This window comes from Alistipes finegoldii DSM 17242 (assembly GCF_000265365.1).
In the GTDB taxonomy this organism is placed as follows: Bacteria; Bacteroidota; Bacteroidia; order Bacteroidales; family Rikenellaceae; genus Alistipes; species Alistipes finegoldii.
In genome coordinates this window covers 2,859,412-2,883,180 of record NC_018011.1, presented here as the reverse complement: position 1 = coordinate 2,883,180, position 23,769 = coordinate 2,859,412, and the positions used below count along the sequence as shown (strand labels likewise).

The following is a 23,769-nucleotide window of genomic DNA, read 5'->3' as shown; positions in this document are numbered from 1 at the left end:
CCATCAAGCGTTCTTCAAACACAACAAAAAACAACCGTGAAAATCACGGTTGTTTTTTGTTTTAACGAATCATACGATCATGGAAAAGTTGCCGAAAGGCTCGTCAGGCATCGACCACGATCACCTCGATTCCGCGCTCGCGGAGCCGTTCGAGGTAAAGGGGCTGAATGCCGCTGTCGGTGATGATGCGGTCTACAGCCTCCAGATCGCAGATCTTGCTGAAGCCGCGACGGCCGAACTTCGAACTGTCGGCCAGCACGATCACTTTCTGGGCGGCGTTCATCATCGCCCCGTTGAGCGTCGCTTCGAGCATGTTGGTCGTCGTAAGACCGAATTCCAGATCGATGCCGTCCACGCCCACGAACAGCTTGCTGCAATTGAAGTGGCGGAGCATCTGTTCGGCGAAAGGCCCTACGACCGACACCGAACTGCTGCGGGTGATGCCGCCGAGCTGAATCACGTCGATGTTGGCGTCCTGCGAAAGGATCGAAGTGACGGGCACCGCCGCCGTAATGACGGTCAGGTGACCTACGGGCTTTATTTCGCGCGCCAGAAACGCCATGGTGGTTCCCGACGCGATGATGATCGAATCGTCCTGCGCGATCAGGCTGGCGGCCTTGGCGCCGATGGCCCGCTTCTCCGCGACGTTCTTTTTTTCCTTCTCATTGACATGGCGGTCGCTGATATAGGGACTGATCAGAATCGCACTGCCGTGAGTTCGGTACAATTTTTTCTGTTGTTCGAGATAGGAGAGGTCTTTGCGGATGGTGACCTCCGAGACCTTGAACAGTTCGGCCAGCTGGGCCACGGAGATGGAGCCGTTCTGCTGAAGCAGCGCAAGAATCCGGTTATGACGTTCCGGAAGGCTCAAAATAGTCTCTTCGCCGGATTTGTTCATGTGAGTAAAGTTTAATCGTTTCGTAATGCAAGATAAGAAAAATAATTCGAAATCTGCCGAAACGGGCAGAAGAAATAACCATTCTTGCGCAAAGGAAGCATATCGAAACGGAATATTATGAAATAAAACATATTTTATTTTGAAATACAAAAAATCATATGTAATTTTGTTGCGAAACGAAATTCACTAACTATGGAAAGACTTGCACAAATCAAAAAACTATCCGAAAAAGACAAAGTTTGGGATATCGTCGTGGTCGGCGGAGGCGCAACGGGTCTCGGCGTCGCCGTCGATGCCGCGACGCGCGGCATGAGCGTGGCGCTGCTCGAAAAAACCGACTTTGCGAAATGCACTTCGAGCCGCAGTACCAAGCTCGTACACGGCGGCGTCCGCTACCTGCAGAAGGGCGACGTCATGCTGGTGCTCGAAGCGCTGCGCGAACGCGGCCGCATGAAGGCGAACGCCCCCCATCTGGTGAAAGACCAAGCCTTCGTGATCTCGAACTACAGGTATTGGGATAATTTTCTTTATTTCTGCGGTCTGACCTTCTACGACATGCTTTCGTTCGGTTTCGGCTACGGACGTTCGAAATACATTTCGGCGAAAAAGGTAATGAAATACATTCCGACTTCGGTCGAGAAGGGTCTGAAAGGCGGCGTGGTGTACCACGACGGACAGTTCGACGACTCGCGTATGGCCGTGAACCTCGCGCAGACCTGCGTCGAAAACGGCGGCACGGTCGTCAATCAGGCTACCGTCACGGGCATCGTGCATGACGCGGCGGGCCGCGCCGCAGGCGTGAAGTTCGTGGACAACCTCACCGGCGAGGAGCACACGCTCAAAGCGCGCAGCGTCGTAAACGCCGCCGGCTGCTTCGTGGACGACATCATGCACATGGACAGCCCGACGCACCGCAGAATGGTGACGCCGAGTCAGGGCGTGCATATCGTGCTCGACATGAAGTTCCTGCAGAGCGACTACGCAATCATGGTTCCCAAGACCTCGGACGGCCGCGTGCTGTTCGCCGTGCCTTGGCACGACAAAGTCGTCGTCGGCACCACGGACATCGTACGCCCCAAGGCAGAGGAAGACCCGCGCCCGCTCAAGGAGGAGATCGACTTCATCCTCGGCACGGCGGGACTCTACATGAACCCGGCTCCGACCTACAAGGATATTCTTTCGGTCTTCGCGGGCCAGCGTCCGCTGGCGGCGCCCAAGAAGGAGGGCAAGAACACGAAGGAGATTTCGCGCAGCCACAAGATCATCGTATCGGACAACGGTCTGGTTACGATCACGGGCGGCAAGTGGACCTCGTACCGTCTGATGGCCGAGGACACGGTGGACAAGGCGATCGAAGTCGCGAAACTTCCGGCCCGCAAGTGCGTCACCAAGAAACTGCACATCCACGGTTACCGCAAGAATCCCGATCTGACGGATCACATGTACGTATACGGCAGCGACGAGCCGAAGATTCTGGAGCTTATCAAGCAGCAGCCCGAATTGGGCGAAAAACTCTCACCGAAGTACGGCTACACCTATGCCGAAGTACTCTGGGCCGTACGCGAAGAGATGGCCATGACGGTCGAAGACGTGCTTTCGCGCCGCGTACGCCTGCTCTTCGTCGACGCCCGCGAAGCTATGGCCGCGGCTCCGAAGGTGGCGCAACTCATGGCCAAGGAACTCGGACGCGATCAGGCATGGATCGACGGGCAGGTAAAAGATTTCACGGAATTGGCGAAAACTTATATCTTTGCAGGCGAAGCCGAGGCTTAGGCCGAACGGAGTTCCGAACGAACGAAACAACTTTTATAGGGAACAAATCCGAAGAATCCCGAATTTCTCCTCTCCGCGAGGAGGGATTCGGGAGGATTTGGAAAATGACCGGGCGTAGCCGAACGCCCCGACGCGGGTCCGACGCAGGGACGCACGTCGCCATGAATGAACCAATACCAACTTCAACTCAATCGGGTTCCTGCGTCGAGCCCCACGTCAATTATGTGGAAAATTCTTCAACCCCCTGCCTATAAACCGGAAATGGAGGCCGACAAGGTCGATGCGAAATACAAACGCATGCGTCTGCAGGTGTTTCTCGGCATCTTCATCGGGTACGCCGGATTCTACATCGTCCGGAAAAATTTCTCGATGGCGATCCCGGAGCTCGCCCTGCTCGGCTTCGACCAGAGCGAACTGAGCATCGTGCTGGCGATGAACGCCGTGGCCTACGCCCTGTCCAAATTCCTGATGGGAAGCGTCTCCGACCGCAGCAACGCGCGCGTATTCCTGCCGCTGGGACTGGTGCTGGCCGCCCTGTCGATGATGTTCATGATCGTTCCGGTTACGCTGCTCGGCCCGGAGCACAAGCGGCTGGCCATCTTCATCATGGCGGTCCTGAACTTCCTCGTGGGCTGGTTCAACGGAATGGGCTGGCCTCCGTGCGGCCGCGTCATGACCCACTGGTTCTCGATCAAGGAGCGCGGCACGAAGATGTCGATCTGGAACTGCGCCCACAACGTAGGCGGGGCTTTGGTCGGCCCGATGGCCGTCTACGGCGCCATCTGGTTCGGCTCATGGTTCTGCGGCAGCCACACGGAACTCTATTTCCTGATAGGAACCTATCTTTTCCCGGCGGTCGTCGCGATCTTCATCGCCATCCTCGCCTACGTGCTCATCCGCGACACGCCGCAGTCGTGCAGCCTTCCCTCGGTGGAGAAATGGCGCAACGACTACCCGAAAAATTACAGCGCCAAGCAGGAGGAAGTGCTCACGACCCGCGAAATCTTCTTCAAATACGTCCTGAACAACAAACTGCTGTGGTTCATCGCTATCGCCAACGCTTTCGTCTACATGGTACGCTACGGATGTCTCGACTGGGCCCCGACCTACCTCCGCGACGCGCAGGGTTACGACATCAAGCAGGCCGGCTGGGCCTACTTCGCCTACGAGTTCGCCGCCATTCCCGGCACGCTGATCTGCGGCTGGCTGAGCGACAAGGTGTTCCACGGACGGCGCGCCGTTCCCACGATCCTCTTCATGGCGATCGTCGCGGTATTCATCTTCCTCTACTGGCAGTTCTCGTCGAACTATTTCATCGTCACCATGTCGCTGATCGCCATCGGATTTTTCATCTACGGTCCGGTAATGCTCATCGGCGTGCAGGCGCTCGACCTCGCTCCGAAAAACGCGGCGGGAACGGCCGCCGGACTGACCGGATTCTTCGGTTACTTCCTCGGCACGGCCATTCTGGCCAATATCGTGATCGGCTCCGTGGCCGAAGCCGCAGGCTGGGACTGGACGTTTATCCTGCTCATCGCGGCCTGCTTCCTCTCGATCGTATTCATGGCGTTCACCTACAAGGGTGAAAAGGAGATACTCGGCCAGAAATAGGACTGCCGAGACTCAACGAATTGCGAAAGCCCTTAACTCACGGTTAAGGGCTTTTTCATTGCCCCCGACCATGCGGTCCACGAGCGCATGGAAACGCGGCGAATGGTTGTGGTGGACGGTATGACAGAGTTCGTGGACGATCACGTAATCGCGCAGGTGTTCGGGCAGGGTCATCAGAAAAAGGCTCAGCGAAATGGTATTACGCCCCGAACAACTCCCCCACTTGGTACGCGAAGCCCGAATCGTGAGCTTGGCGTATTTCAGCCCCGTCAGCTGCGACAGCCGCTCGATACGCGCCGGAAGATCGGCTTTGGCGGCCCGGCGCAGCTCTTCGATGCGGGCTTTGGCCTCGGCGGGCGGAAGCGGGGGTTCCGCAGGCATCCGTGCCGCCATACGTACGCGGGCCTGCTCGACCCAGTCGGCCTTCAGGTCGAGGAACTCCATGGCCCTGCGGACCGAAACGCCGTACGGAAAAGAGACCCGCACAGCCCCCGTACCGCGCACGCTGATCGAGATGCGGCGTGCGCGCCGCGTCCGGGAAAGAGTCACCTCGCCCAGCCGGGGATGCGTCACGGTCGAAATCATCGCATCAGCACTGCGTTGATCGACATGCCCTGTATCACAACGGCCGAATCCGTACGTTCCAACCTGATATTCTCGAACAGAATCCGGCAACGGTCGTCGCGGTAGTCCAGCAGCCGCAGCAGCTGATCGGACGTCGGCTCGCACCCTTCGGAGGGTTCGAATCCGCTCTCTTTCAGCTGGCGTTCGAGCAGTTCCCGGCAGGGAATCCGGTGTACGGCACGCTCCTCGCCCAGAAACAGCCGGAGCGTATCACCACCGAAATGATAGCTGCTGTCACTCCAGCCCCGGAGATTCATATAGTAATGCGGATATTCGGCATTTACCTCGAACCGGGCATTGACAGGCGCTTCCAGCTCGATGATATTATTGACGCAATATGAATTGCAGTAATCGTAACCCCACCTCACGTAGCTGCGCATCCGCTCCGGGAAAATCGCGGCAAACCCGTCGAGGTCGGTCCCGAACCGGGCAAAGACCGCAGTATCGCGCCTCTCGACGAACTTCAGCGATTCATAAAGTCCGTGATAGGCCTCCCGATATACGCTGTCAGCCGGCGGCACGGGGGTCAGGATCAAACGCCCGTCGTCGCCGAGCCGTCCGAGGGATTCGGCGATGCGGACGGCGCGGCCGACCTGCGAGCGCACGGCCAGCCGTTCGGGTTCGAGCGACGGCACGTAAGCGAACGCCGCGAAGACCGCGAAAGCCGTCAGGCAGACATACATATAGCGTCCCGCGCGCCGGAAGAGGAACAGCACCACGCAAAGGGTCATCAGACCGCCGCAGACAAGCAGGTAGATACGCGGCGAGGTAAGCCCGTATTCGCTCGTACGGCGAATCGCACCGACCCAGAACAGGAGCTGCGTCGGCAGCGAGATCAGGCTGAACCGGTCGAAAAACCAGTCGTAAAGCCGCTTCCGCATCAGGAACTGCAGCGCCTTCTCGGCCAGCGCGAAAAGCGTGAATCCGAACACGAGATAGGCGACGCCGCCTTCGGGCAGCGACCACGTAACGAGGATTTTGGCCATATAGAGGTAGAGAATGGCCGTATAGATCAGCAGCGCCGGAGCGACGATGTAGTTGAGCAGGATTTCGAGAATGCGGTTGCTCTCGTACCCGGCTTCCCGCCAGCGGTCCGCCATCATCAGGAAGAGTACCGGCACGGCGAAGGTCTCGAAAACGATCAGCGCATAGGTCCACACATGGTCGATCCACGCCCCCTCCAGCCCGAAGATATAGGTCGTGGAGAAGAGAATCGCCCCGAACAGTCCGAGGGCGACATTGGCGAAGAACACCGCCAGCACGCCCGACCGCAGCCACAAAAGCGCGTCGCAGACGAAACGTTCGTTGTGCACGGCGCGGCGGCACATCAGCAGCGCCAGCGGGACCAGTATGCCGAAGGTCAGGAAAGCCGGCTCCGAGACTATCCACGCTTCGAGTCCTCCCCAGAGCGACAGCGGGACGATCGGTGTCCAGCTTACCCAGTAGACGCGCCGCCACGGGCCGCGGCCCGCAAGGTTATTGACGACCAGCGCGACGGCGAAAAACAACGCCGCGAGGGCCAGTTTCGGAAGGGAGTGGTCCCAATCCAACTCATAGGTGAGCAGGCATCCGGCGCAGGCGTATACAGTAAGCGCGCTCTCGACGGGATGCAGGCGCAGCATCTGCAGAAACCCCTCCCGGAGCCAGCGCAGATAACGTTCCAGTTTCGCTTTCATGGTCTTCGGTCAATTATACGGTTCGATGAATTATTCGGCAATTCGCTGGCGCACCGCTTCGAACAGCATCACGGCGGCGGCCGCCGAGACGTTCAGCGACTCGATATGGCCGATCAGCGGAATCGCCAGCTGCTCGTCGCAGAGTTTCAGCACCTCTTTCGAGATGCCCGTATCCTCGGCGCCCATCACCAAAGCCGTCGGCTTGCGGAAATCGGCGTCGTAAAGCAGTTTGCGGCTCTTCTCGGTCGCGGCGACGATCTGGAATCCCTCGGTTTGCAGCAGTTTGACCGTATTGCGGATCGAACCCACGCGACAGACCGGAATCGCCGTCAGCGCCCCCGCCGACGAGCGGATCGCCTCGGCGTTCACCGGCGCCGAATTCTTCAGCGGCGTAATCAGCCCGTGCGCCCCGGCGCACTCGGCCGAGCGGGCGATGGCTCCGAAGTTGCGGACGTCGGTCACCCCGTCGAAAATCACCACCAGCGGCGTTTCGTCTTCGGGCACGCGCTCCAGAATATCGGCCAGCCCGACATATTCGATGGCCGAGATCTGCGCCACGACGCCCTGATGGTTGCCGCGCGTCAGGCGGTTGAGTTTCTCGACCGGCACCTCCTGCACACGCACCTTATGCCGGAAGCAGAGGTCTCTCAACTCCGACATCAACTGCCCCTCGGCGCCCTTGCGGATGTAGAGCTTTTCGATCTGTTTTCCGGCCTCGATCGCTTCGGCCACGGGACGTATCCCGAAAATGATATTGTCCATATCCGTATGATTTACTGTTTTCCAATCGCCTATCCCGCACACCGGAGATGCGGCCGAGCAGGCTATCCCTGCTCTTCGACTATTTCAAGTTCGTACGACGCCTTCTCCCACTCGTGCATCTGGTGGTCGTAGCGGGCTTTCAGGTCGTTGTAAGCCTTGTAGTCGGCTTCGTTGTATTCGGTCGCGGCGGCGAATTTCGCATCATACGCCGCGATCTGCTTCTCGATTTCGGCCAGCTCCGCTTCGACCGTCTCGACCGCCCGGCGCAGTTTGCGGAGCTGCTTCTCCTGCTCCTTGCGCTGCTCGTAGGTCAGTTTCCCCGACGCCGCGGCGTCCCTGTTCGCAGCGGGCTGCGCGGCGGATTTCGCCGCGGGATTCGCCGCCGGTTTTGCCGGAGCGTCGCGGCGTTCGATCTCCTGCAGGGATTCCAGCTTGCGCTTTTCAAGGAAGTAATAGATACCGCCGAGGTACTCCTTCACCCCGCCGTCGCGGAACTCGTAGACCTTCTGCACCATGCCGTCCAGAAATTCACGGTCGTGCGAAACGACCACGACCGTGCCGTCGTACTTCATGATGGCACTCTTCAGGATGTCCTTCGAACGCATGTCCATATGGTTCGTCGGCTCGTCGAGAATCAGCAGGTTGCGCGGTTCGAGCATCATGCGGGCCATCGCCAGACGCGCCCGCTCGCCGCCCGACAGAACCTTGACCTTCTTGTCGATGTCTTCGCCGCGGAACAGGAACGCTCCCAGAATATCGCGCAGGCGGGTGCGGATATCCCCCACCGCCACCCGGTCGAGCGTATCGTACACCGTAAATTCGCCGTCCATCAGGTCGTCCTGATTCTGGGCGTAGTAACCGATATTGACGTTGGCACCGAGCCGCACCGAACCCTCGGTCGGCGTCAGCTGGCCGATCAGCATGCGCGCCAGCGTGGTCTTGCCCTCGCCGTTGCGCCCTACCAGCGCGATCTTGTCGCCCTTTTCGATGATGAAATTCGCACCGCTGAAGACATGCTTCGTCCCGAACGACATGCCGGCCTCGTTGATCTCGGCCACGATCTGTCCCGAACGGGGCGCAGGCGGGAATTTGATGTTGAGCGTCGAAAGATCCTCCTCCTCGATTTCGAGCCGCTCCAGCCGCTCCAGCTGCTTGATGCGCGACTGCACCTGATTCGACTTGGTGGGTTTATAGCGGAACTTCTCGATGAACTCTTCGGTCTTCTCGATCATCCGCTGCTGATTCTCGTAAGCGGCCATCTGCTGCGCCCGGCGTTCGGCGCGCAGCACGACGTATTTCGAATAGGAGACCTTGTAGTCGGTAACCTTGCCCAGCGACAACTCGACCGTGCGGTTGGTCACGTTGTCCAGAAAAGCGCGGTCGTGCGAGATGAGCAGCACCGCCCCGTTGTAGTTTTTCAGGTACTCCTCCAGCCATTGGATCGACTCGATGTCGAGGTGGTTGGTCGGCTCGTCCAGCAGAAAGATCGAAGGACGGCGCAGCAGCAGTTTCGCCAGCTCGATACGCATGCGCCAGCCGCCCGAAAACTCGCTCGTGGCGCGGCCGAAATCCGTGCGCTTGAATCCGAGGCCCAGCAGCGTCTTTTCGATGTCGGCTTCGCGGGTGTCGCCTCCGAGGATATGGTAGTGGTCCTGCGCGTCGTTCAGACGATGCAGAAGCTGTTCGTATCCGGCGCTTTCGTAATCGGTGCGTTCGGCGATCTCGCGCGTCAGAGAGGCGATTTCCGCCTCCAGCCGCAGCACCTCATCGAAGGCTTTGGCCGTCTCTTCGGCCAGCGTCGTGGTGTCGGCCACGCGCATCGTCTGCGGCAGATAGCCGATCGTACATTCGCCGTTCAGGGTCACATGGCCCGACGTGGGCTGCTGTTCGCCCGTGATGATGCGCAGCAGCGTGGTTTTTCCCGCACCGTTGCGGCCCACCAGACCGATGCGGTCCTTCGGGTTGATCAGAAATGAGATATTGTCGAAGAGGGTCCAGCCCCCGTAGCTTACAGTAAGGTTGTCTAACGAAATCATGGCATCTGTAAAATCACCGCAAAGTTAATGATTTAATCCGACATATCGCTATCTTTGCAAGTCCTAAGATAGGATACTCCCCGGAGAAGCCCGAAATAAATTCCGCCTTGTCTCCCGGTTTTCGCTATCTTTGAAATCCGAAACGAAGTCTGTCATGGAAAAATTGATCCGATACCTGCGCTTCATCCGCGAAGCCGAGCGGCTGAAAAACGTACTGCGCACCGCCTACACCTCGGAAGGACGGCACGAAAGCACCGCCGAACACTCGTGGCGGCTGGCGCTGCTGGCCGCCGTGCTGACCGGCGAGCGGCCCGAACTGGACATGCAACGGGTGGTGCTGATGTGTCTGATTCACGATCTGGGCGAAGCCTTCGACGGCGACGTTCCGGCCATTGCGCAGACCGCGCCCGGAGTCAAAGCCGCCTCGGAGCTGGCGGCCATGGAGCGGCTGACACGACTGCTCCCGCCGGAAGCGGGAGCCACAATACGGGAAATATGGGAAGAGTACGAAGCCTGCCAGACGCCGGAGGCACGCTGGGTGAAGGCCCTCGACAAGGCCGAAACGATCATCCAGCACAATCAGGGCGCCAATCCCGCCGGATTCGATTACGCATTCAACCTCACCTACGGAAGCGAATACTTCGACGACGGAGCACTGCTAAGCGATCTGCGGCTGCTACTCGACGAAGAGACCGGACGGCACGTCAGGCGTTGAGCATCTTCACGATCTCGGCCTGCGGGTCCTCGGCCCCGAACACGGCGTTGCCGGCCACCAGCACGTCGGCGCCCGCTCCGAAAACCTCGTGCGCGTTGTGCGACGAAATGCCGCCGTCCACCTCGATGATCGTCTCCGTCCCCAGCTCGTCGGCCAATGCGCGCAGCTGCGCGATCTTTTCGAGCGACGCGGGAATGAACGCCTGTCCGCCGAAACCGGGTTCGACGCTCATGATCAGCACCAGATCGATCTGCGGCAGAATGTCGCGCAACACCTCGACCGAAGTGGCCGGCTTGATCGACACCCCCACCTTTGCACCCGCGTTGCGGATCATTTCGATACATCCCTTGGGGTTGTAGGTGGCTTCGTAATGGAACGTCACCACGTCGGCGCCCGCCTCGGCGAAGCGCGCCACGTAACGTTCCGGCTCGACGATCATCAGATGCACGTCGAGACACTTCGCCGTCGCCTTGCGAATGGCTTTCAGCACGGGAAATCCGAAAGAGATATTCGGCACGAAAACACCGTCCATCACGTCTATATGGACCCATTCGGCCGCACTGCGGTCGATCATCTGCGTATCGCGCTCCAAATGGCCGAAATCGGCCGACAGCATCGAAGGTGCTACTATTCTGTTCATTGCTCGGTTAATATCGTGTTCTACAGACAAAGATAGTCATTTTTCGCAGATTCCCGCACTCCGGAGCGGGATTGCGCCGCGGAATATACAATTCGGCAGGCTCTGCGGCCATGCGTTTCCGGACAAACCGCCCGGACTGCCGCGCCTCAGCGCCTCACCCGATTCAGGCTATTGATTTTCCGGCGGATCGCCGCCCCGTTGAACAACGAAAGCAGAAGCGCAAGCGCAACGCCGCACAAAACCGTAAGCCCCAATCCCGCAGGCCGGTAATCCTCCTGCAGGGCGGCCAGCGAGGGCAAATAGCAGAGACGCACCAGCCACACCGCCAGCAGAGCCACGCACAGCACGCCCAGATTCAGTCCGAGCGTCAGCAGCTGGTAGGGGCGCGCCACACGGGAGGGGGCATATCCCAGCAGGAGCAGGTTCTCCATTTTGCCGCTGTTCTTCTGCAACAGCAGGAAGATACTCAGCATCAGGATATAGAACGACATCGCGCTGAACACCAGTCCCACGCCGGCCACGCCGCCCGCGGCGATCCGCAGGAAACGGGCCGCCCTGCCGTCGTCCCGGCGGTCCCCCTCGGCTTCATAGCCCTTGCGGGCGAGGTAATCCGTCACGGCCGCATCGACCGGACGGTCAGTCTCGACGATAATCCGCGCCGGCTGTTTCGCGGCTCCGCTCCCGAAGCGCCCGTTCGACCAGCGGATGAACGCATCGGGCACCAGAATCGTATTCAAACGGTTGGACAACCCGACGATCCGCCCGCGGAACTGCTCCCGATGTCCGTTACCCGCAATCTCGATGCCGAGTGAGACCCGGCGGAAGATGCCTTCCGATATCTGCGGCAGTCCCTGCGACCGGGCGAATCCGTAATTATAGAGGTTCAGGTAGTTGCGCGGAATGATGATGGGGATGTCCCTGTCCCCGGCCTTGTAATCCCAATTTTCGGCCCCGACGTCGAGGAAGCGGTCGGGCACCGACTCGAAAAACAGGTAGGTCGAAAGCTCCACGCCGCCCATGCCGACCGTTCCCTTTATCCGGTAATCGGCAGGCGTGAAGGCCCCGGCTTCGCGCACGAAGGGCTGCGCCCGCAGGTCGGCCAGCTCTTCAGCCGTAAAGTCGCTGCTGCCCAGTCCGATCGCCTGAAGCGCCCCGACCTGCTTCGACAGCACCAGATAATCGCCCCGCATGAACGAATCGGGCCGGTCGAAAACCGGCAGGACGTCGCGGTATGCCTGCAAAGCCGTCAGCACGATCGCCATGCCGACCAATCCGGCGAGAGTGAATCCGACGGTCTGGGCCATGCTCAGATGACAGCGCAGCAATTTCCAAAGCAACCTCATAACGTAAAGATTTTATGGTACGGCAGCCGGAGCCGACTGCCGACCGAGGTGACGATCACTCCCGCTCCCTGCGCCTGCGCGCCCTCCAGCAGCAACGCCGAGAGCACCTCCCCGTTGGCGGCGTCGAGATGGCTCACCGGCTCGTCGAGCAGGATGAAATCGAAGGGCTGGCACAAACAGCGGATGAATGCGACGCGCTGCTGCTGTCCGAACGAGAGCTTCCCGGCCGGAGTATCCCGCTTGCCGGCGATCCCCGCAGCTTCGAGCAGGCGCTCGATCCGGTCCGGTGTCAAAAAGTGGGTAAGTTCGTTCTTCAGCGCGAGATTCTCCGCCACGGTCAGCTCCCCGAACAGACGCAGGTCCTGAAAGAGCATGCTCAGCGACCGGCGGCGCAGTTCGCCCCACTGCGCCACGGAAAGCGTCCGGCAGTCCGCAGCGTCGAACAGGATGCGGCCCGCATAGTCGGTTCTGGCCCCGTACAGAAAACTGCACAACGAAGACTTTCCGGTTCCCGAAGCGGCTTCGACCAGATAATACTCCCCCTTGCGGAATGTCACGTCATGCAGCCACAAGTCCGATTTCGGCGGCTCCGGATTGCCCGCAAAGGCGTCAGGCAGCACCTGCTGCAAAGTAATCGACTCCATACATCATCTGTTTCAGGAAAAGCGGCCGTTCTTCGAGGACGGCCGCTTTTCTCTGTTTCCACGGATATTACAAATTCGCTTCCGGCACGTACTGACGAATCAGCTCGCCGGTCTTGCCGCAAATGGTCTTGAACGAGTTCTGCTCCTTGTCCACCATGTTTACGATCATCGTGCCGCCCTTCATCGTACCATAGGCTTCCATGTCGTCGAACATGCCGAGCACGGAGAGCGCCGCTTCCGCCTGCGGAGTGACATTGCCGCCGAGCAGTTGGGCGATCATCGCGTTCAGCCCCTCGAAATCGAGGTAGAAGGTCGAGGACTGACCTTTGAAAATCTTATCCATCGACTCCATCGACGCGATTTCGCCGCCGTCGAGCGCCATCTTCACGACCGCGTCGGTCGTGCAGTAGAGCACGTCGCCCTTCACGCCGAACAGGATCGTCACGCCGCCCATGTTCAACGTGTATTCACCCTCGGCGGTCTGCTGAACCGGCATGCCGGCCAAGTTGGTGACGATCGTCTGCAGCACGGCCGGGTCTTTCACCTGCGCCAGCATCGACGCCACGGGATATTTGCCGTCGATGCCCATTCCTGAGAAGGAAAGCAGGAAGTCGCCGTCGAAGGGTTCCATCACCTGCTTGACCATCGGATTTGCCATCAGCATGCCGTAACCGGGCATCGCCGAAAGCATCGAATAGAGCTTTTCTCCGTTGAGTCCCAGCGACATCGCGCCGATCGAAGCGGCCGGCACATAGCGCAGCAGCGCTCCGGTCTGGGGCTTGACATAGGCATAGAAATCCATCATCTTGGCTTCGCTCTCCTTGTCCTTGTACGACACGGCGGCCTCCGTAACGATCCGGCCCTTCTCGAAATTGACCGAACCGACCATCGTCGCCCCCTTCAGCGCATCCATCATGGGCATCGAGCTGAGCATCGGATTGTTCATCATGGGGAGTATCTCACCGTACGAAAGCACCATGTTGACGTCGTTCTTCCGGGCGAGCTGCTCCGCAACGGCCTTGTCGCCCATCAGGCTCTCGCCGCTCTGCTGGGCGAACAGCTTGCGCACGTCGCCGGCCAGATCGTCAACGCCGTTCTGCACGAAATAGACCATGAACGCGATGTCGTTGTAGGCGCACAAAACGCCGGCATCGCCCTCTTTACCCAGATCGACGACCGAAACGCCGCCCTTGGTTTCGGGCGCGACACCGCTCTTTTCGTTGATCCGCGCAAGCAGAGCGTCGAATTTGGCCTTGTCGCCGATCGGCAGCAGCAGACCGCCCCGCATAACGGGAGCATCGACAGTGCCTTCCATCGCCGCAAAGAAGAAGAAATCCTTTTTCACGTCGATACCCGATTCGCCCGGATTCTTCAACAAGGCGAGCAGGTACTCCTTCTCCTCGGCGGAGAGGTTCTGGTCTTTATCCAGTTCGGCCTTGATCCGGACATAAAGCGGATGCTGGTCCAAATCGCCGGCTTCGCACTTCTGCATCAGCGATGCGGGATTGACCGACACGGTCATAAACGAGTCTGCGGGCAGGATGCTGCGGTAATCCGCGCCGCTGCCGCAGGAAACAATCAGCATGGACGCCGCCGCAAGGCAGACCAGCTTCAAAGGTCGTAAGAAATTCTTCATATGCTTCAAATTTAAAATGAATCCGATTAAGGAACAAAACTATAAAAAATCGGCAAACCGCACGCTGTTTCAGGCAAATAAATTCGCATTCGGCGCCAAAATATTCCGCATGCGCTCCGAACGGCTCGTTTTCCGGGAATAAATTGCTATTTTTGCATGGAATAGATTACCGCACAAGCCATGACCCCGATCTCGCTTTTCATACTGACAATCTGCTGCCTGTCAGCCATCCTCGCCATCGTCCTGCTGCTCTGGCACCGGGAATCCCGCCGTCTCGGCGCGTCGAACGCCGACGCCGAAGCGCGCGAACGCGCCGCCGCCGCCCGTCTTTCGGCCGCCGAAGCCCGGCTGGCCGCAGCCGAGCAGGCCGTGTCGGCCGAAAGGGAGCTTCGCCAGCGGTACGAAGCGCAGGCACAAGCACTGACCGAACAGCGGACCCGCACCGAAGCGGAGTTGGCGGCGCTCCGGGCCTCGTCCGAGACGGAACTCGCGTCGCTGCGGGCGAAAAACGCCGAGGAGCGTGCGGCCGAGAAGGCCGAGCGCGAAAAGCTGGAGGAGACCTTCCGGGCGCAGTTCAAAAACCTCGCGACCGAAATTCTGGGCGAACACTCGGTGCGCTTCCGCCAAACCAGTCAGGAGCAGATCGACAGTCTGCTGAAACCCTTCCGCGACAACATCACCGACTTCCGCAAGCGGGTCGAAGAGATCTACACCACGCAGACCTCGCAGCGGGGCGAGCTGAAAGCCGAGCTGAAAAACCTCATGGAGCTGAACCGCCGCATCACGGCCGAGACGACCAACCTCACCAACGCGCTGAAAGGCAACTCGAAGGTGCAGGGAGACTGGGGCGAGATGCTGCTCGAAACCATCCTCGACAGCTCGGCCCTCATCAAAGGCATACATTACCAGACCCAATACAACATCAAGGACGAGGAGGGCCGCAACCTGCGCCCCGACGTAGTGCTGCACCTGCCCGAAAAGAAGGACATCGTCATCGACTCGAAGGTTTCGCTCACGGCGTTCGTCGGCTACACCTCGGCCGAAAGCGAGGAGGAGCGCCGCCGTCACCTCGCAGCGCACGTGGCCTCGGTGCGCCAGCACGTCGCCGAGCTGGGCCGCAAGGAGTACCAGCGGCGGCTCAACTCGCCCGACTTCGTCATCATGTTCATACCCAACGAACCGGCATTCCTCGCCGCCCTGCAGAACGATCCGGCGATCTGGGCGGACGCCTACGACCGGAAAGTCATCGTCTCCTCGCCGACGAACCTCTTCGCCCTGCTCAAGCTGGTGGCCGACCTCTGGAAATACAACGATCAGGACAAGAACACCAAGGAGATCGCCGCCTGCGGACTGAAACTCTACGAACAGCTGGTAGCCTTCACCTCTTCGCTCGAAGGGGTCGGCACCGCGCTCGACAAGGCCCGCGACGCATACGAAGACGCCCACAAGCGGCTTTGCACGGGCAACGACAACATCGTCCGCGTCGGGGAACGGCTGCGCAAAACGGCGAGCCTGCAAACCAAGAAACGCCATTCGGCCCGCACGCTCGAAATCGCCGGAGCCGACGAAGACCCGGCGGCCCTCTCCGCAACGGAATCCGCGGCGGAAACTGCTGCAAAATCCGCGGCGAAAGCCGCTGCGACCGATACGACGGCGCAATAGCCCTCCGGCAAAACTTGCTTTCCGAAACCAATAATTTTCGTTTCGAAAGAAAAATATTTGCGGATTCGTTCCGAATTGCGTACCTTTACCCGGTAACCAAGCTAATCAAATAAAGATGAAACGATTTCTTGTCCTCTTGACAGCGCTCGCCTGCACGCTGTCGCCTGCAATCGCAGACAACCCGAAGGCCGACGCCAAAGCCGTCGTAACTTCGGGAAACGCCCGGTTTACGGTGCTCACACCGCAGTTGATCCGTATGGAGTGGAGTGCCGACGGACAATTCGAAGACCGTGCGACGCTGACGTTCGTCAATCGCGAGACTCCGGTTCCCGAATTCAAGGTCCGCGAAAGCAAATCGAAACTCACGATCACGACCCCGGCGCTGACGCTTACGTATCTTAAGAACGGCAAGTTCAGCGACAAAAACCTGAAAGCCGTATTCACGCTCAACGGCAAGGAGGTGGTCTGGACTCCCGGCATGGAAAATCCGCAGAACCTGCTGGGCACGACCCGCACGCTCGACGGCGCCGACGGTTCGAAACTCAAGGAGCCGATGGAGCAGGGCATCCTCTCCCGCGCGGGCTGGTCCCTGATCGACGATTCGCAGCGTCATGTGCTGACGCCCGACGGTTCCGAATGGGAAGAGTGGATCGAAGCGCGTCCCGAAGGCGACCGTCAGGACCTCTACCTCTTCGCCTACGGACACGACTACAAACAGGCGCTGGCCGACTACGCGCTCGTCGCCGGCCGCGCGCCGATGCCTCCGAAATATACGCTGGGCTACTGGTGGAGCCGCTACTGGCAGTATTCGGACAACGAATTCGTCGATCTGGTGAACAAACTCAAGTCGATGGACGTGCCGATCGACGTGCTGATCGTCGATATGGACTGGCACGAGACATGGGGCCTGCGCAAGAGCAATTCGCCGAAGGACGAATACGGTCAGCGCATCGGCTGGACGGGCTACACGTGGCAGAAGGAGCTGTTCCCCTCGCCCGCGAACTTCCTCAAGTGGACCGAGAACGAAGAGCTGAAGGTGGCGCTCAACCTCCATCCCGCTTCAGGTATCCAACCTTACGAGGCTGTATACGATGACTTTACCAAGGAATACGGATGGTCTGAGAAAGGCAAGAGCGTACCGTTCAAAATCGACGAACGGAAATGGGCCGACGCCTATTTCAAAACCGTACTCGAACCGATGGAACGCGACGGCGTGGACTTCTGGTGGCTCGACTGGCAGCAGTGGAAAGAGTCGAAATACACCCCCGGACTGTCGAACACCTTCTGGCTCAACCACACCTTCTTCAACCATGCGGAGCGTCAGAACCCCGGACTGCGCCCCTTCATCTACCACCGCTGGGGCGGGCTGGGCAGCCACCGCTATCCGCTGGCATTTTCGGGCGACACCTACGCCACATGGCCCATGCTCGCCTACCTGCCCTACTTCACGGCTACGGCTTCGAACGTCAACTACGGCTGGTGGGGCCACGACATCGGCGGCCACATGTTCCACAAGACACAGAAGGCGACCGACCCGGAACTTTACACGCGCTGGCTGCAATACGGCGTATTCACTCCGATCTTCAAAACCCATTCGACCAAAGACCCGCGCATCGAACGCTGCATCTGGTGCTTTCCCGACCATATGTTCCTCATGCGCGACGCCATCCGCCTGCGCTACACGCTGGCACCCTATATTTATAATGCGGCCCGCGAGAATTACGACACGGGCGTCGGCATGTGCCGCCCGATGTACTACGACTATCCCGAATCGGACAAGGCGTACGAGACGCCCGAACAGTTCATGTTCGGCAACGACATTCTCGCCACGACCATCACCCAGCCGGTGGACAGCATAACGGGTCTGGCCCCCCGCACGATCTGGTTCCCCGAAGGGGCGTGGTTCGACTGCGCGACCGGCTCGATGTACGAAGGCGGCCGCACCGAAGAGTTGCACTACACGCTGGCGGAGAATCCCCATTATGCAAAAGCAGGTTCGATCATTCCGATGAACCCGGCTACGGTGAAGAACCTCCAGCAGCCGTGCGATACGCTGGTGCTGACCTTCATTCCGGGCGGCGACGGGCAGCTGCGCCACTACGAGGACGACGGCATGAGCCAGCAGTACAAGACGAACTACGCGGTGACAACAGTCAGCAAAAAGCAGGAGGGCAACACGGTGCGCGTACGCATTTCGCCCCGCGAGGGTTCGTTTGCGGGCGCGTCCGACAACCGCAGCTACGAGCTGCGCTTCCCGGCCGTCTTCCCGCCCAAGTCTGTAAAGGTCAACGGCAAAGAACTGGCCTACTCGCGCTTTCCGAAGGCCGGGGAGTGGACCTACGACGGCTACACGCTCGCACCGGTGATCTACACGGGCACGACGGCCTGCGACGCTCCGGTGGAGATCGAACTCGCGTTCGACGACTATGCGACGGCGCATCAGGCCGACCTGTACGGCATGAGCGGCGTCTTCAAACGCTGTCTCGACCTGACCGTCGAATTCAAGACCGAGCAGGGCGCCCACAGCGAACCCTACCTGATGCTGCCCGAAGAGTACCTGCGCGTTTCGCAGTGCCCCAACTTCATCCTCGAAGAGCCGTTCCGCATCGCCGAATTCATCGGAGCCTATGCGAAGAACAAGGCCGCACTGTTCGAAAAGACCGATTCCATGACCATTATCGGCGACAACTTCAAGCAGCGCTTGAAGGCCGTGATCGGCAGCGTGAAATAACCGGACGACATACCGCAACAAAAATCCCCGCGAAGCAAGTTCACGGGGATTTTTGTTTTCCGAGGTATTACATGCTCCGGACTCATCCCGGGTCCGAATTAATCCCGGATTATTTTTTCAGGCTTTGTCGCTCCGGCCCGGCTTCCAGCTCTTGCGCATCCGGCATTCGATGCCCGGCGTCGCGCCGTGCGCCATCGTCTCGACAAGATCGTCCCACGCCTCCGCTACCCAGCCGACCCGCTCACGGCAGTGTTTCAGCACCTCGACGGCCCAGATCCGCACCGCGACCTTCGTGCCGGGATCGGCGGCCCACTGCGCCGCCGTCTCGGCGATCCGCTCCAGCGAAGAGGAATCGGGCGTATAACGTCCCAGCAGGTCGGCCATGATCTTTGCGAAATGGCGCTGCGCGCTCCGGTCCGTACAAGCGGGGAAGTCCCTGTCGCAGAACGCTCCGGCGAAGGGCATGAACGCATCGGGAGCGGCGAAATAGATCTTTTCGAGCACATAGGCGCTCCGGAAAGCCGCTTTGTGTCTCGCAGGCTTCGGCAGGTTAGCATACGGCGAGGTCGCCACCCGATAAAGCAGCTCCACCGCCCCCGCATCGCGCACCCGCCGGGCCACCGTATCTGCGAAGTCCGAATAGAACCGCTCCGAAAGACTCTTTACCAGTTCCGCTTCGGTCATATGTCGGCAACGGAACTAAAACAGACTTTTCTTCGAGGTCGTGACGACGAAATCCTTCAGGTAAAAAGGTTCGAAGTAAGCGATATCCTCCGTACGGCCTTCGTCGAGCGCCTGCTGGGCCAGCCGCGCAAGACCGCGGGCCGAAGGGGCCACCTCGACGAACTCGGCGCCGACAAGCACCTCGGCGCATTTGCGAGCGCCGCTGCCGAAAATCACGAACGGACGGCCCTGCTCCCGGAATTCCCGGAAGCTGCCGGCATCGATCACCTCGGCCGTAACCTCGTTCTGCGGACGGCCCTCCGCATCGAAGACCTGCGCATAAACCTCCATGCGGCGGGCATCGACCATCGGGCAGAGCAGCGCACGGTCCCAGTCGGAAACAGAAAGAATACCCGCTTCGTAATCTTCGCGGGCAACCTCCGTCAGCGCGTCGAGCGATCCCACGGCGATCAGCGGCTTCTGCAATCCGTAACACAATCCCTTGGCGAACGACACGCCGATGCGCAGTCCCGTATAGGAGCCGGGACCTTTGCCGACCGCCACGGCGTCCAGCTCGTCGGGCGCAATACCCGTCTCGCGCAGAAGCTCATCGACAAATACGCCGACCTTGCGGGCATGATCGCGCCCCTCGTCGCTCTCGCGCAGCGAAAGCAACTCCCCGTCTTTCGCAATACCGACCGAACAGATGTCCGTGCCGGTCTCGATACAAAGAATAAGACTCATATGATTTTGTAATTTACCTCACCAACTTCCGTTCCCGCCGGCGCATGCGCCGCCCCGTCAAATCACCCCCAGATGCGCCAACGCCTTTGCGATACCGTCGTCATCGACCGAAGCGGTCACGTAGTCGGCGGCGTTCAGCGCCTCGTCGCAGGCGTTGCCCATCGCCACGCCTACTCCTGCGGCACGCAGCATCGCCACGTCGTTGCCGCCGTCGCCGAACGCCGCGACCTCGGCCGCCGAGAAGCCGTAACTGCGCATAAACTCCTCCATTCCGGTCGCCTTGTCGATGCCGGCGACATTGACATCGGCGAAAATCGGGCACCAGCGGCTCGCCACGAGTGTCGGCAGCTCGGCCATGACCCGCCGCTGGGTCTCCGCGTCGAAATAGAAGCAGAGCTGACAGCATTCGACCCGGCCGAAAAGCTCGCGCAGGTCGGTCTGTTCGGGCACCGGATGCGCCACCATATGCGCGACCCGCTTGACGTCGGGCGTCACGCGATTGACGAAAACGCCCTCCTCCAGTTCCAGCCCCATTGCAAAGTCCTGCTCCTCGGAGAGCGCCAAAGCGCGTTCGAAATCGGCCCGCGGAATCGGATGCAGGCTGACGACACGCCCGTCGTTGGCCACACAACGGGCGCCGTTGAGCGACACCACGCCGTCGTAAGGAATTCCTTCGAGCGGTCCGAGATCGTTCGCGGCGCGCCCCGTGGCGATAAAGAGCCGTACGCCGCGCTCATGCGCCTGCGTCAATGCCCGGCGCGCCGAAGCGGGAATTTCATGCGTACTGAAACTGATCAGCGTCCCGTCCACATCCAGAAAAATCGCCCGTATCATCGTCTGTAGTTTTTCATCGCCTTGTCGATCTCCCGCTTGGCGTCGTTTTCCTTCAGGTATTCGCGTTTGTCGTAGGTTTTGCGGCCGCGGGCAAGTCCTATGACGATCTTCACCAGCCCGCGCTCGTTGAGAAACATGCGCAGGCCCACGATCGTAAGGCCCTTGTCCTGTCCGGCGCGCTGGAGTTTGTCCAGCTCGCGGCGGTTGAGCAGCAGCTTGCGGTCGCGGCGCGGCGTGTGGTTGTTGCAGGTGCCCCACGCGTACTCGGCGATATTGACGCCGCGGATCCAAAGCTCGCCGCGGTCGAAATAGCAGAACGAATCGGTCAGCGAAGCCCGGCCCGCACGGATCGACTTGATCTCGGTGCCGACCAATACGACGCCCGCAACGTACTCTTCCAGAATCTCATAGTCGAACGTCGCGCGCTTGTTGCGGATATTTATATTTTTCTGTTCACTCATATACTCGGAAACGGCACAATAATTGCCCATTTATTCGCAGGGGTGGGAATCGGTCAAGGTAACTAATTCTTTTATCTTTGATATGTTTTACACATCTTTCTGTTTATTTTCTGTTTGCACACGGTATGCGTAGTGATACGTGTACGACCCGATACCCGCCCCTTTTTTCGTTAAAAATTCAAAACACCACATATATTATTCCGGCGGCTACAAGATCAGCCGCTGCAATTTCCTTGCAATAGTCACCTTCACCTTGTTGAAGCCGGCCAGCCGCTGGATCACCTCGTTCTGCTGCTCCTCGGTCAGGCTCTCGTCGGCAAGTTTGGCCTGCCACTCCTTGATATAGCCCTCGATCACCTTCGACTTGTAGAGCGTCACGGCCTTCGGCACACCCACGGCCAGCATCTCGGCATCGGTGTCGATATGAATCTCCTTGCGCCGCCACAACTCGCTGGGAACATAATTGTCGTCCGACGTGAGGATGTCCACCGACACGTTGCACACCTCCGGATCGGGGTGGTTCAGAAAAAAGTGCGCCGGCACCTCCGCTCCGGTGCCGAGCAGCTTCCACTGCTCCCGGTAGGTCGCCAGAATCTTGTCGTACAGCGGGTTGCTGAACGAGAGTCCGTCGCTGTCAAGTTCCATGAAGATCACCTCGGCGACGTTGCACGCCACCATCGTACGCCCCTCTTTGAAGTCGAACGAGCAGTGGCCGTACTTCAGCAGGTATTTCACCAGTTCGCGTTCGAGCGCCTCGACGCTGCTGCCGGCCTGCACCTGCTTCACAAACTCGACCTCCGGCTCCCGCACTTCGGCGCGCCGCTGGGCCGTCTGACGGCGGACGAATTCGTCCGTCTCGCGGTCCCCTGTGGTGGACATGCGCTTGCGGGCCACCTCCGAGATGAGGATGTTCTCGTCGATGTCCATGATGCGGGCGCACTCCTTGATATAAACCGACCGCTGGATCGGATCGGGAATCTGCGCGATCGACTGCACCATGTCGCCGATAAGGGCCGCCTTCTTGATCGGGTCGCCCTCGGCGTCCTGCAGCAGCAGTCTGGCCTTGAAGGCAAGGAAATCCTGCTCGTTGGCGCGGATATACTCCTGCAGTTCGGCGGCCGTATGCGTCCGGGCGAAGGAGTCGGGGTCTTCGGGTTCGGGCAGCAGCACCACGCGCACGTTCATGCCCTCCTTGAGGATCATGTCGATACCGCGCAGCGAAGCGTGGATACCCGCCGAGTCGCCGTCGTAAATGACGGTGATATTCTTCGTAAAGCGGTTCAGCAGGCGTATCTGCTCGGTCGTAAGCGAAGTGCCGGACGAAGCGACGACGTTTTCGACACCGGCCTGATGCATCGAAATCACGTCGGTATATCCTTCGACCATGATGGCGAAGTCGAGCTGCTGGATTGCCTTTTTGGCGAAATAAAGTCCGTAAAGCTCCCGCTTTTTGCTGTATATCTCGCTTTCGGGGGAATTCTGGTACTTGGCGACCGTCTTGTCGGTACGCAGCGTACGGCCGCCGAAAGCGACGATGCGGCCCGAAATATTGTGGACCGGAAAGATCACGCGGTCGCGGAAACGGTCGTAGAGCGATCCGTCGCTCTCGCGCTGGAGCGAAAGTCCCGTCGCAACCAGAAACTCCTTCTTATACCCCGCCGCCAGTGCGTCTTTCGACATCCGGTCGCCTTTGGCCGGACAGAAACCGAGACCGAACTTCTTGATCGTGGCGTCGGCCATGCCGCGCTTCTGGCGGAAATAGGTCATGCCCACGCTCATGCCTTCGGTCTCGTGGTGGAGGTAATCGGCGAAATAGTCGGCAGCCCAGCCGTTGAGCGCAAACATGCTTTCGCGGTCGTCGTTGCGGCGCACCTCCTCGTCGGTCATCTCCTTCTCCTTGACCTCGATGCCGTAGCGCTTGGCCACCATCTTCAGGGCTTCGGGATAGGTGATGTTCTCGTGCTCCATCAGGAAAGTGACGGCGTTGCCGCCTTTGCCGCAGCCGAAGCACTTGTAGACGCCCTTCGAGGGCGAGACGACGAACGAAGGGGTCTTCTCGTTATGGAACGGACAGCAGGCCTGATAGTTCACGCCCTTGCGTTTGAGCGTGACGTATTCGCCGATAATATCCACGATATTGGCGGCGGCGTAAATGCGGTCTACTGTTTCCCTGTCAATCATACCTGCAAAGATAGGAATAATTCGGGAAAAGGAGCGGAAGAGCGGGCCCCTCGGCGCAAAATTCCCGTAAAAAGGCGACGGCGCCGCACCCGGCCCGAATACGGGTATTTTAAACGAGTATTCGCTCAGGCCGCA

19 protein-coding genes are annotated in these 23,769 nt (G+C 59.6%); 5 read left to right on the top strand and 14 right to left on the bottom strand.

Features of this window, described 5'->3' with window-relative positions:
- Window positions 1-103: 103 nt before the first annotated feature.
- Complete coding sequence (locus tag ALFI_RS12450; RefSeq protein WP_009596954.1) at window positions 104-898, bottom strand: DeoR/GlpR family DNA-binding transcription regulator; 795 nt, start codon at window positions 896-898, stop codon at window positions 104-106.
- Between the two features lie 192 nt (window positions 899-1,090).
- Between ALFI_RS12450 and ALFI_RS12445 the strand changes: the two genes are divergently transcribed.
- Both ALFI_RS12445 and pgtP read left to right on the top strand, forming a co-directional pair.
- A complete protein-coding gene (locus ALFI_RS12445) occupies window positions 1,091-2,671 on the top strand; it encodes a glycerol-3-phosphate dehydrogenase/oxidase (RefSeq protein ID WP_009596940.1) in 1,581 nt (526 codons plus the stop codon).
- A 222-nt stretch (window positions 2,672-2,893) separates the two neighbouring features.
- Window positions 2,894-4,282 (top strand): phosphoglycerate transporter protein PgtP, encoded by a 1,389-nt coding sequence (gene pgtP / locus ALFI_RS12440; RefSeq protein WP_014776064.1) that lies wholly within the window; start codon window positions 2,894-2,896, stop codon window positions 4,280-4,282.
- Between the two features lie 12 nt (window positions 4,283-4,294).
- On the opposite strand, the gene ALFI_RS12435 is transcribed toward pgtP, so the two are convergent.
- The 4 genes from ALFI_RS12435 to abc-f form a co-directional block, all read right to left on the bottom strand.
- On the bottom strand, window positions 4,295-4,867 hold the full coding sequence (locus ALFI_RS12435; protein ID WP_014776063.1) for a M48 family metallopeptidase: 573 nt from the start codon (window positions 4,865-4,867) through the stop codon (window positions 4,295-4,297).
- Entirely contained in the window at window positions 4,864-6,582 is a 1,719-nt protein-coding gene (locus ALFI_RS12430) for a DUF4153 domain-containing protein (protein ID WP_014776062.1), read from the bottom strand. The genes ALFI_RS12435 and ALFI_RS12430 overlap by 4 nt, the downstream gene beginning before the upstream one ends.
- 30 nt (window positions 6,583-6,612) lie before the next feature.
- Window positions 6,613-7,344: a 23S rRNA (guanosine(2251)-2'-O)-methyltransferase RlmB gene (gene rlmB / locus ALFI_RS12425; RefSeq protein WP_009596975.1), complete on the bottom strand. Its 732-nt coding sequence runs from the start codon at window positions 7,342-7,344 to the stop codon at window positions 6,613-6,615.
- A gap of 62 nt (window positions 7,345-7,406) precedes the next feature.
- Window positions 7,407-9,380 carry a ribosomal protection-like ABC-F family protein gene (gene abc-f / locus ALFI_RS12420; RefSeq protein WP_014776061.1) on the bottom strand — a complete coding sequence of 658 codons (1,974 nt, stop codon included), beginning with the start codon at window positions 9,378-9,380 and terminating at the stop codon, window positions 7,407-7,409.
- Between the two features lie 154 nt (window positions 9,381-9,534).
- On the opposite strand from abc-f, the gene ALFI_RS12415 reads away from it, so the two are divergent.
- Window positions 9,535-10,095 (top strand): HD domain-containing protein, encoded by a 561-nt coding sequence (locus ALFI_RS12415; protein ID WP_009596952.1) that lies wholly within the window; start codon window positions 9,535-9,537, stop codon window positions 10,093-10,095.
- On the opposite strand, the gene rpe is transcribed toward ALFI_RS12415, so the two are convergent.
- The 4 genes from rpe to ALFI_RS12395 form a co-directional block, all read right to left on the bottom strand.
- On the bottom strand, window positions 10,085-10,735 hold the full coding sequence (gene rpe, locus ALFI_RS12410) for a ribulose-phosphate 3-epimerase (RefSeq protein WP_009596956.1): 651 nt from the start codon (window positions 10,733-10,735) through the stop codon (window positions 10,085-10,087). The genes ALFI_RS12415 and rpe overlap by 11 nt on opposite strands.
- A 146-nt stretch (window positions 10,736-10,881) precedes the next feature.
- Window positions 10,882-12,078, bottom strand: a complete 1,197-nt coding sequence (locus tag ALFI_RS12405; RefSeq protein ID WP_014776060.1) for a hypothetical protein — start codon at window positions 12,076-12,078, stop codon at window positions 10,882-10,884.
- Window positions 12,075-12,722, bottom strand: coding sequence for an ATP-binding cassette domain-containing protein (locus ALFI_RS12400; protein ID WP_009596981.1), 648 nt, complete (start codon window positions 12,720-12,722; stop codon window positions 12,075-12,077). The genes ALFI_RS12405 and ALFI_RS12400 overlap by 4 nt, the downstream gene beginning before the upstream one ends.
- A gap of 67 nt (window positions 12,723-12,789) precedes the next feature.
- Window positions 12,790-14,358: a DUF4836 family protein gene (locus tag ALFI_RS12395; RefSeq protein WP_014776059.1), complete on the bottom strand. Its 1,569-nt coding sequence runs from the start codon at window positions 14,356-14,358 to the stop codon at window positions 12,790-12,792.
- A gap of 180 nt (window positions 14,359-14,538) precedes the next feature.
- Here ALFI_RS12395 and ALFI_RS12390 point away from each other — a divergent pair, with 180 nt between their 5' ends.
- Window positions 14,539-16,020: a DNA recombination protein RmuC gene (locus ALFI_RS12390; RefSeq protein ID WP_014776057.1), complete on the top strand. Its 1,482-nt coding sequence runs from the start codon at window positions 14,539-14,541 to the stop codon at window positions 16,018-16,020.
- A 115-nt stretch (window positions 16,021-16,135) separates the two neighbouring features.
- Window positions 16,136-18,751, top strand: coding sequence for a glycoside hydrolase family 31 protein (locus ALFI_RS12385; protein ID WP_014776056.1), 2,616 nt, complete (start codon window positions 16,136-16,138; stop codon window positions 18,749-18,751).
- A 117-nt stretch (window positions 18,752-18,868) separates the two neighbouring features.
- On the opposite strand, the gene ALFI_RS12380 is transcribed toward ALFI_RS12385, so the two are convergent.
- The 5 genes from ALFI_RS12380 to dnaG form a co-directional block, all read right to left on the bottom strand.
- The gene (locus tag ALFI_RS12380; RefSeq protein ID WP_009596965.1) at window positions 18,869-19,435 is read right to left on the bottom strand and encodes a hypothetical protein; all 567 of its coding nucleotides are present in this window, start codon (window positions 19,433-19,435) and stop codon (window positions 18,869-18,871) included.
- 15 nt (window positions 19,436-19,450) lie between these two features.
- Window positions 19,451-20,158, bottom strand: coding sequence for a tRNA (adenosine(37)-N6)-threonylcarbamoyltransferase complex dimerization subunit type 1 TsaB (gene tsaB / locus ALFI_RS12375; RefSeq protein WP_014776055.1), 708 nt, complete (start codon window positions 20,156-20,158; stop codon window positions 19,451-19,453).
- Between the two features lie 57 nt (window positions 20,159-20,215).
- On the bottom strand, window positions 20,216-20,992 hold the full coding sequence (locus ALFI_RS12370; protein WP_009596973.1) for a Cof-type HAD-IIB family hydrolase: 777 nt from the start codon (window positions 20,990-20,992) through the stop codon (window positions 20,216-20,218).
- Window positions 20,989-21,453: an SsrA-binding protein SmpB gene (gene smpB, locus ALFI_RS12365; protein WP_039939792.1), complete on the bottom strand. Its 465-nt coding sequence runs from the start codon at window positions 21,451-21,453 to the stop codon at window positions 20,989-20,991. The genes ALFI_RS12370 and smpB overlap by 4 nt, the downstream gene beginning before the upstream one ends.
- Window positions 21,454-21,660: 207 nt before the next feature.
- Window positions 21,661-23,634, bottom strand: coding sequence for a DNA primase (gene dnaG / locus ALFI_RS12360; protein WP_009596976.1), 1,974 nt, complete (start codon window positions 23,632-23,634; stop codon window positions 21,661-21,663).
- Window positions 23,635-23,769: the final 135 nt, after the last annotated feature.

Bases quoted from the DNA above. Each gene is read 5' to 3' on its own strand.
- ALFI_RS12450 (WP_009596954.1), bottom strand. From the start codon at position 898: ATGAACAAATCCGGCGAAGAGACTATTTTGAGCCTTCCGGAACGTCAT.
- ALFI_RS12445 (WP_009596940.1), top strand. From the start codon at position 1,091: ATGGAAAGACTTGCACAAATCAAAAAACTATCCGAAAAAGACAAAGTT.
- pgtP (WP_014776064.1), top strand. From the start codon at position 2,894: ATGTGGAAAATTCTTCAACCCCCTGCCTATAAACCGGAAATGGAGGCC.
- ALFI_RS12435 (WP_014776063.1), bottom strand. From the start codon at position 4,867: ATGATTTCGACCGTGACGCATCCCCGGCTGGGCGAGGTGACTCTTTCC.
- ALFI_RS12430 (WP_014776062.1), bottom strand. From the start codon at position 6,582: ATGAAAGCGAAACTGGAACGTTATCTGCGCTGGCTCCGGGAGGGGTTT.
- rlmB (WP_009596975.1), bottom strand. From the start codon at position 7,344: ATGGACAATATCATTTTCGGGATACGTCCCGTGGCCGAAGCGATCGAG.
- abc-f (WP_014776061.1), bottom strand. From the start codon at position 9,380: ATGATTTCGTTAGACAACCTTACTGTAAGCTACGGGGGCTGGACCCTC.
- ALFI_RS12415 (WP_009596952.1), top strand. From the start codon at position 9,535: ATGGAAAAATTGATCCGATACCTGCGCTTCATCCGCGAAGCCGAGCGG.
- rpe (WP_009596956.1), bottom strand. From the start codon at position 10,735: ATGAACAGAATAGTAGCACCTTCGATGCTGTCGGCCGATTTCGGCCAT.
- ALFI_RS12405 (WP_014776060.1), bottom strand. From the start codon at position 12,078: ATGAGGTTGCTTTGGAAATTGCTGCGCTGTCATCTGAGCATGGCCCAG.
- ALFI_RS12400 (WP_009596981.1), bottom strand. From the start codon at position 12,722: ATGGAGTCGATTACTTTGCAGCAGGTGCTGCCTGACGCCTTTGCGGGC.
- ALFI_RS12395 (WP_014776059.1), bottom strand. From the start codon at position 14,358: ATGAAGAATTTCTTACGACCTTTGAAGCTGGTCTGCCTTGCGGCGGCG.
- ALFI_RS12390 (WP_014776057.1), top strand. From the start codon at position 14,539: ATGACCCCGATCTCGCTTTTCATACTGACAATCTGCTGCCTGTCAGCC.
- ALFI_RS12385 (WP_014776056.1), top strand. From the start codon at position 16,136: ATGAAACGATTTCTTGTCCTCTTGACAGCGCTCGCCTGCACGCTGTCG.
- ALFI_RS12380 (WP_009596965.1), bottom strand. From the start codon at position 19,435: ATGACCGAAGCGGAACTGGTAAAGAGTCTTTCGGAGCGGTTCTATTCG.
- tsaB (WP_014776055.1), bottom strand. From the start codon at position 20,158: ATGAGTCTTATTCTTTGTATCGAGACCGGCACGGACATCTGTTCGGTC.
- ALFI_RS12370 (WP_009596973.1), bottom strand. From the start codon at position 20,992: ATGATACGGGCGATTTTTCTGGATGTGGACGGGACGCTGATCAGTTTC.
- smpB (WP_039939792.1), bottom strand. From the start codon at position 21,453: ATGAGTGAACAGAAAAATATAAATATCCGCAACAAGCGCGCGACGTTC.
- dnaG (WP_009596976.1), bottom strand. From the start codon at position 23,634: ATGATTGACAGGGAAACAGTAGACCGCATTTACGCCGCCGCCAATATC.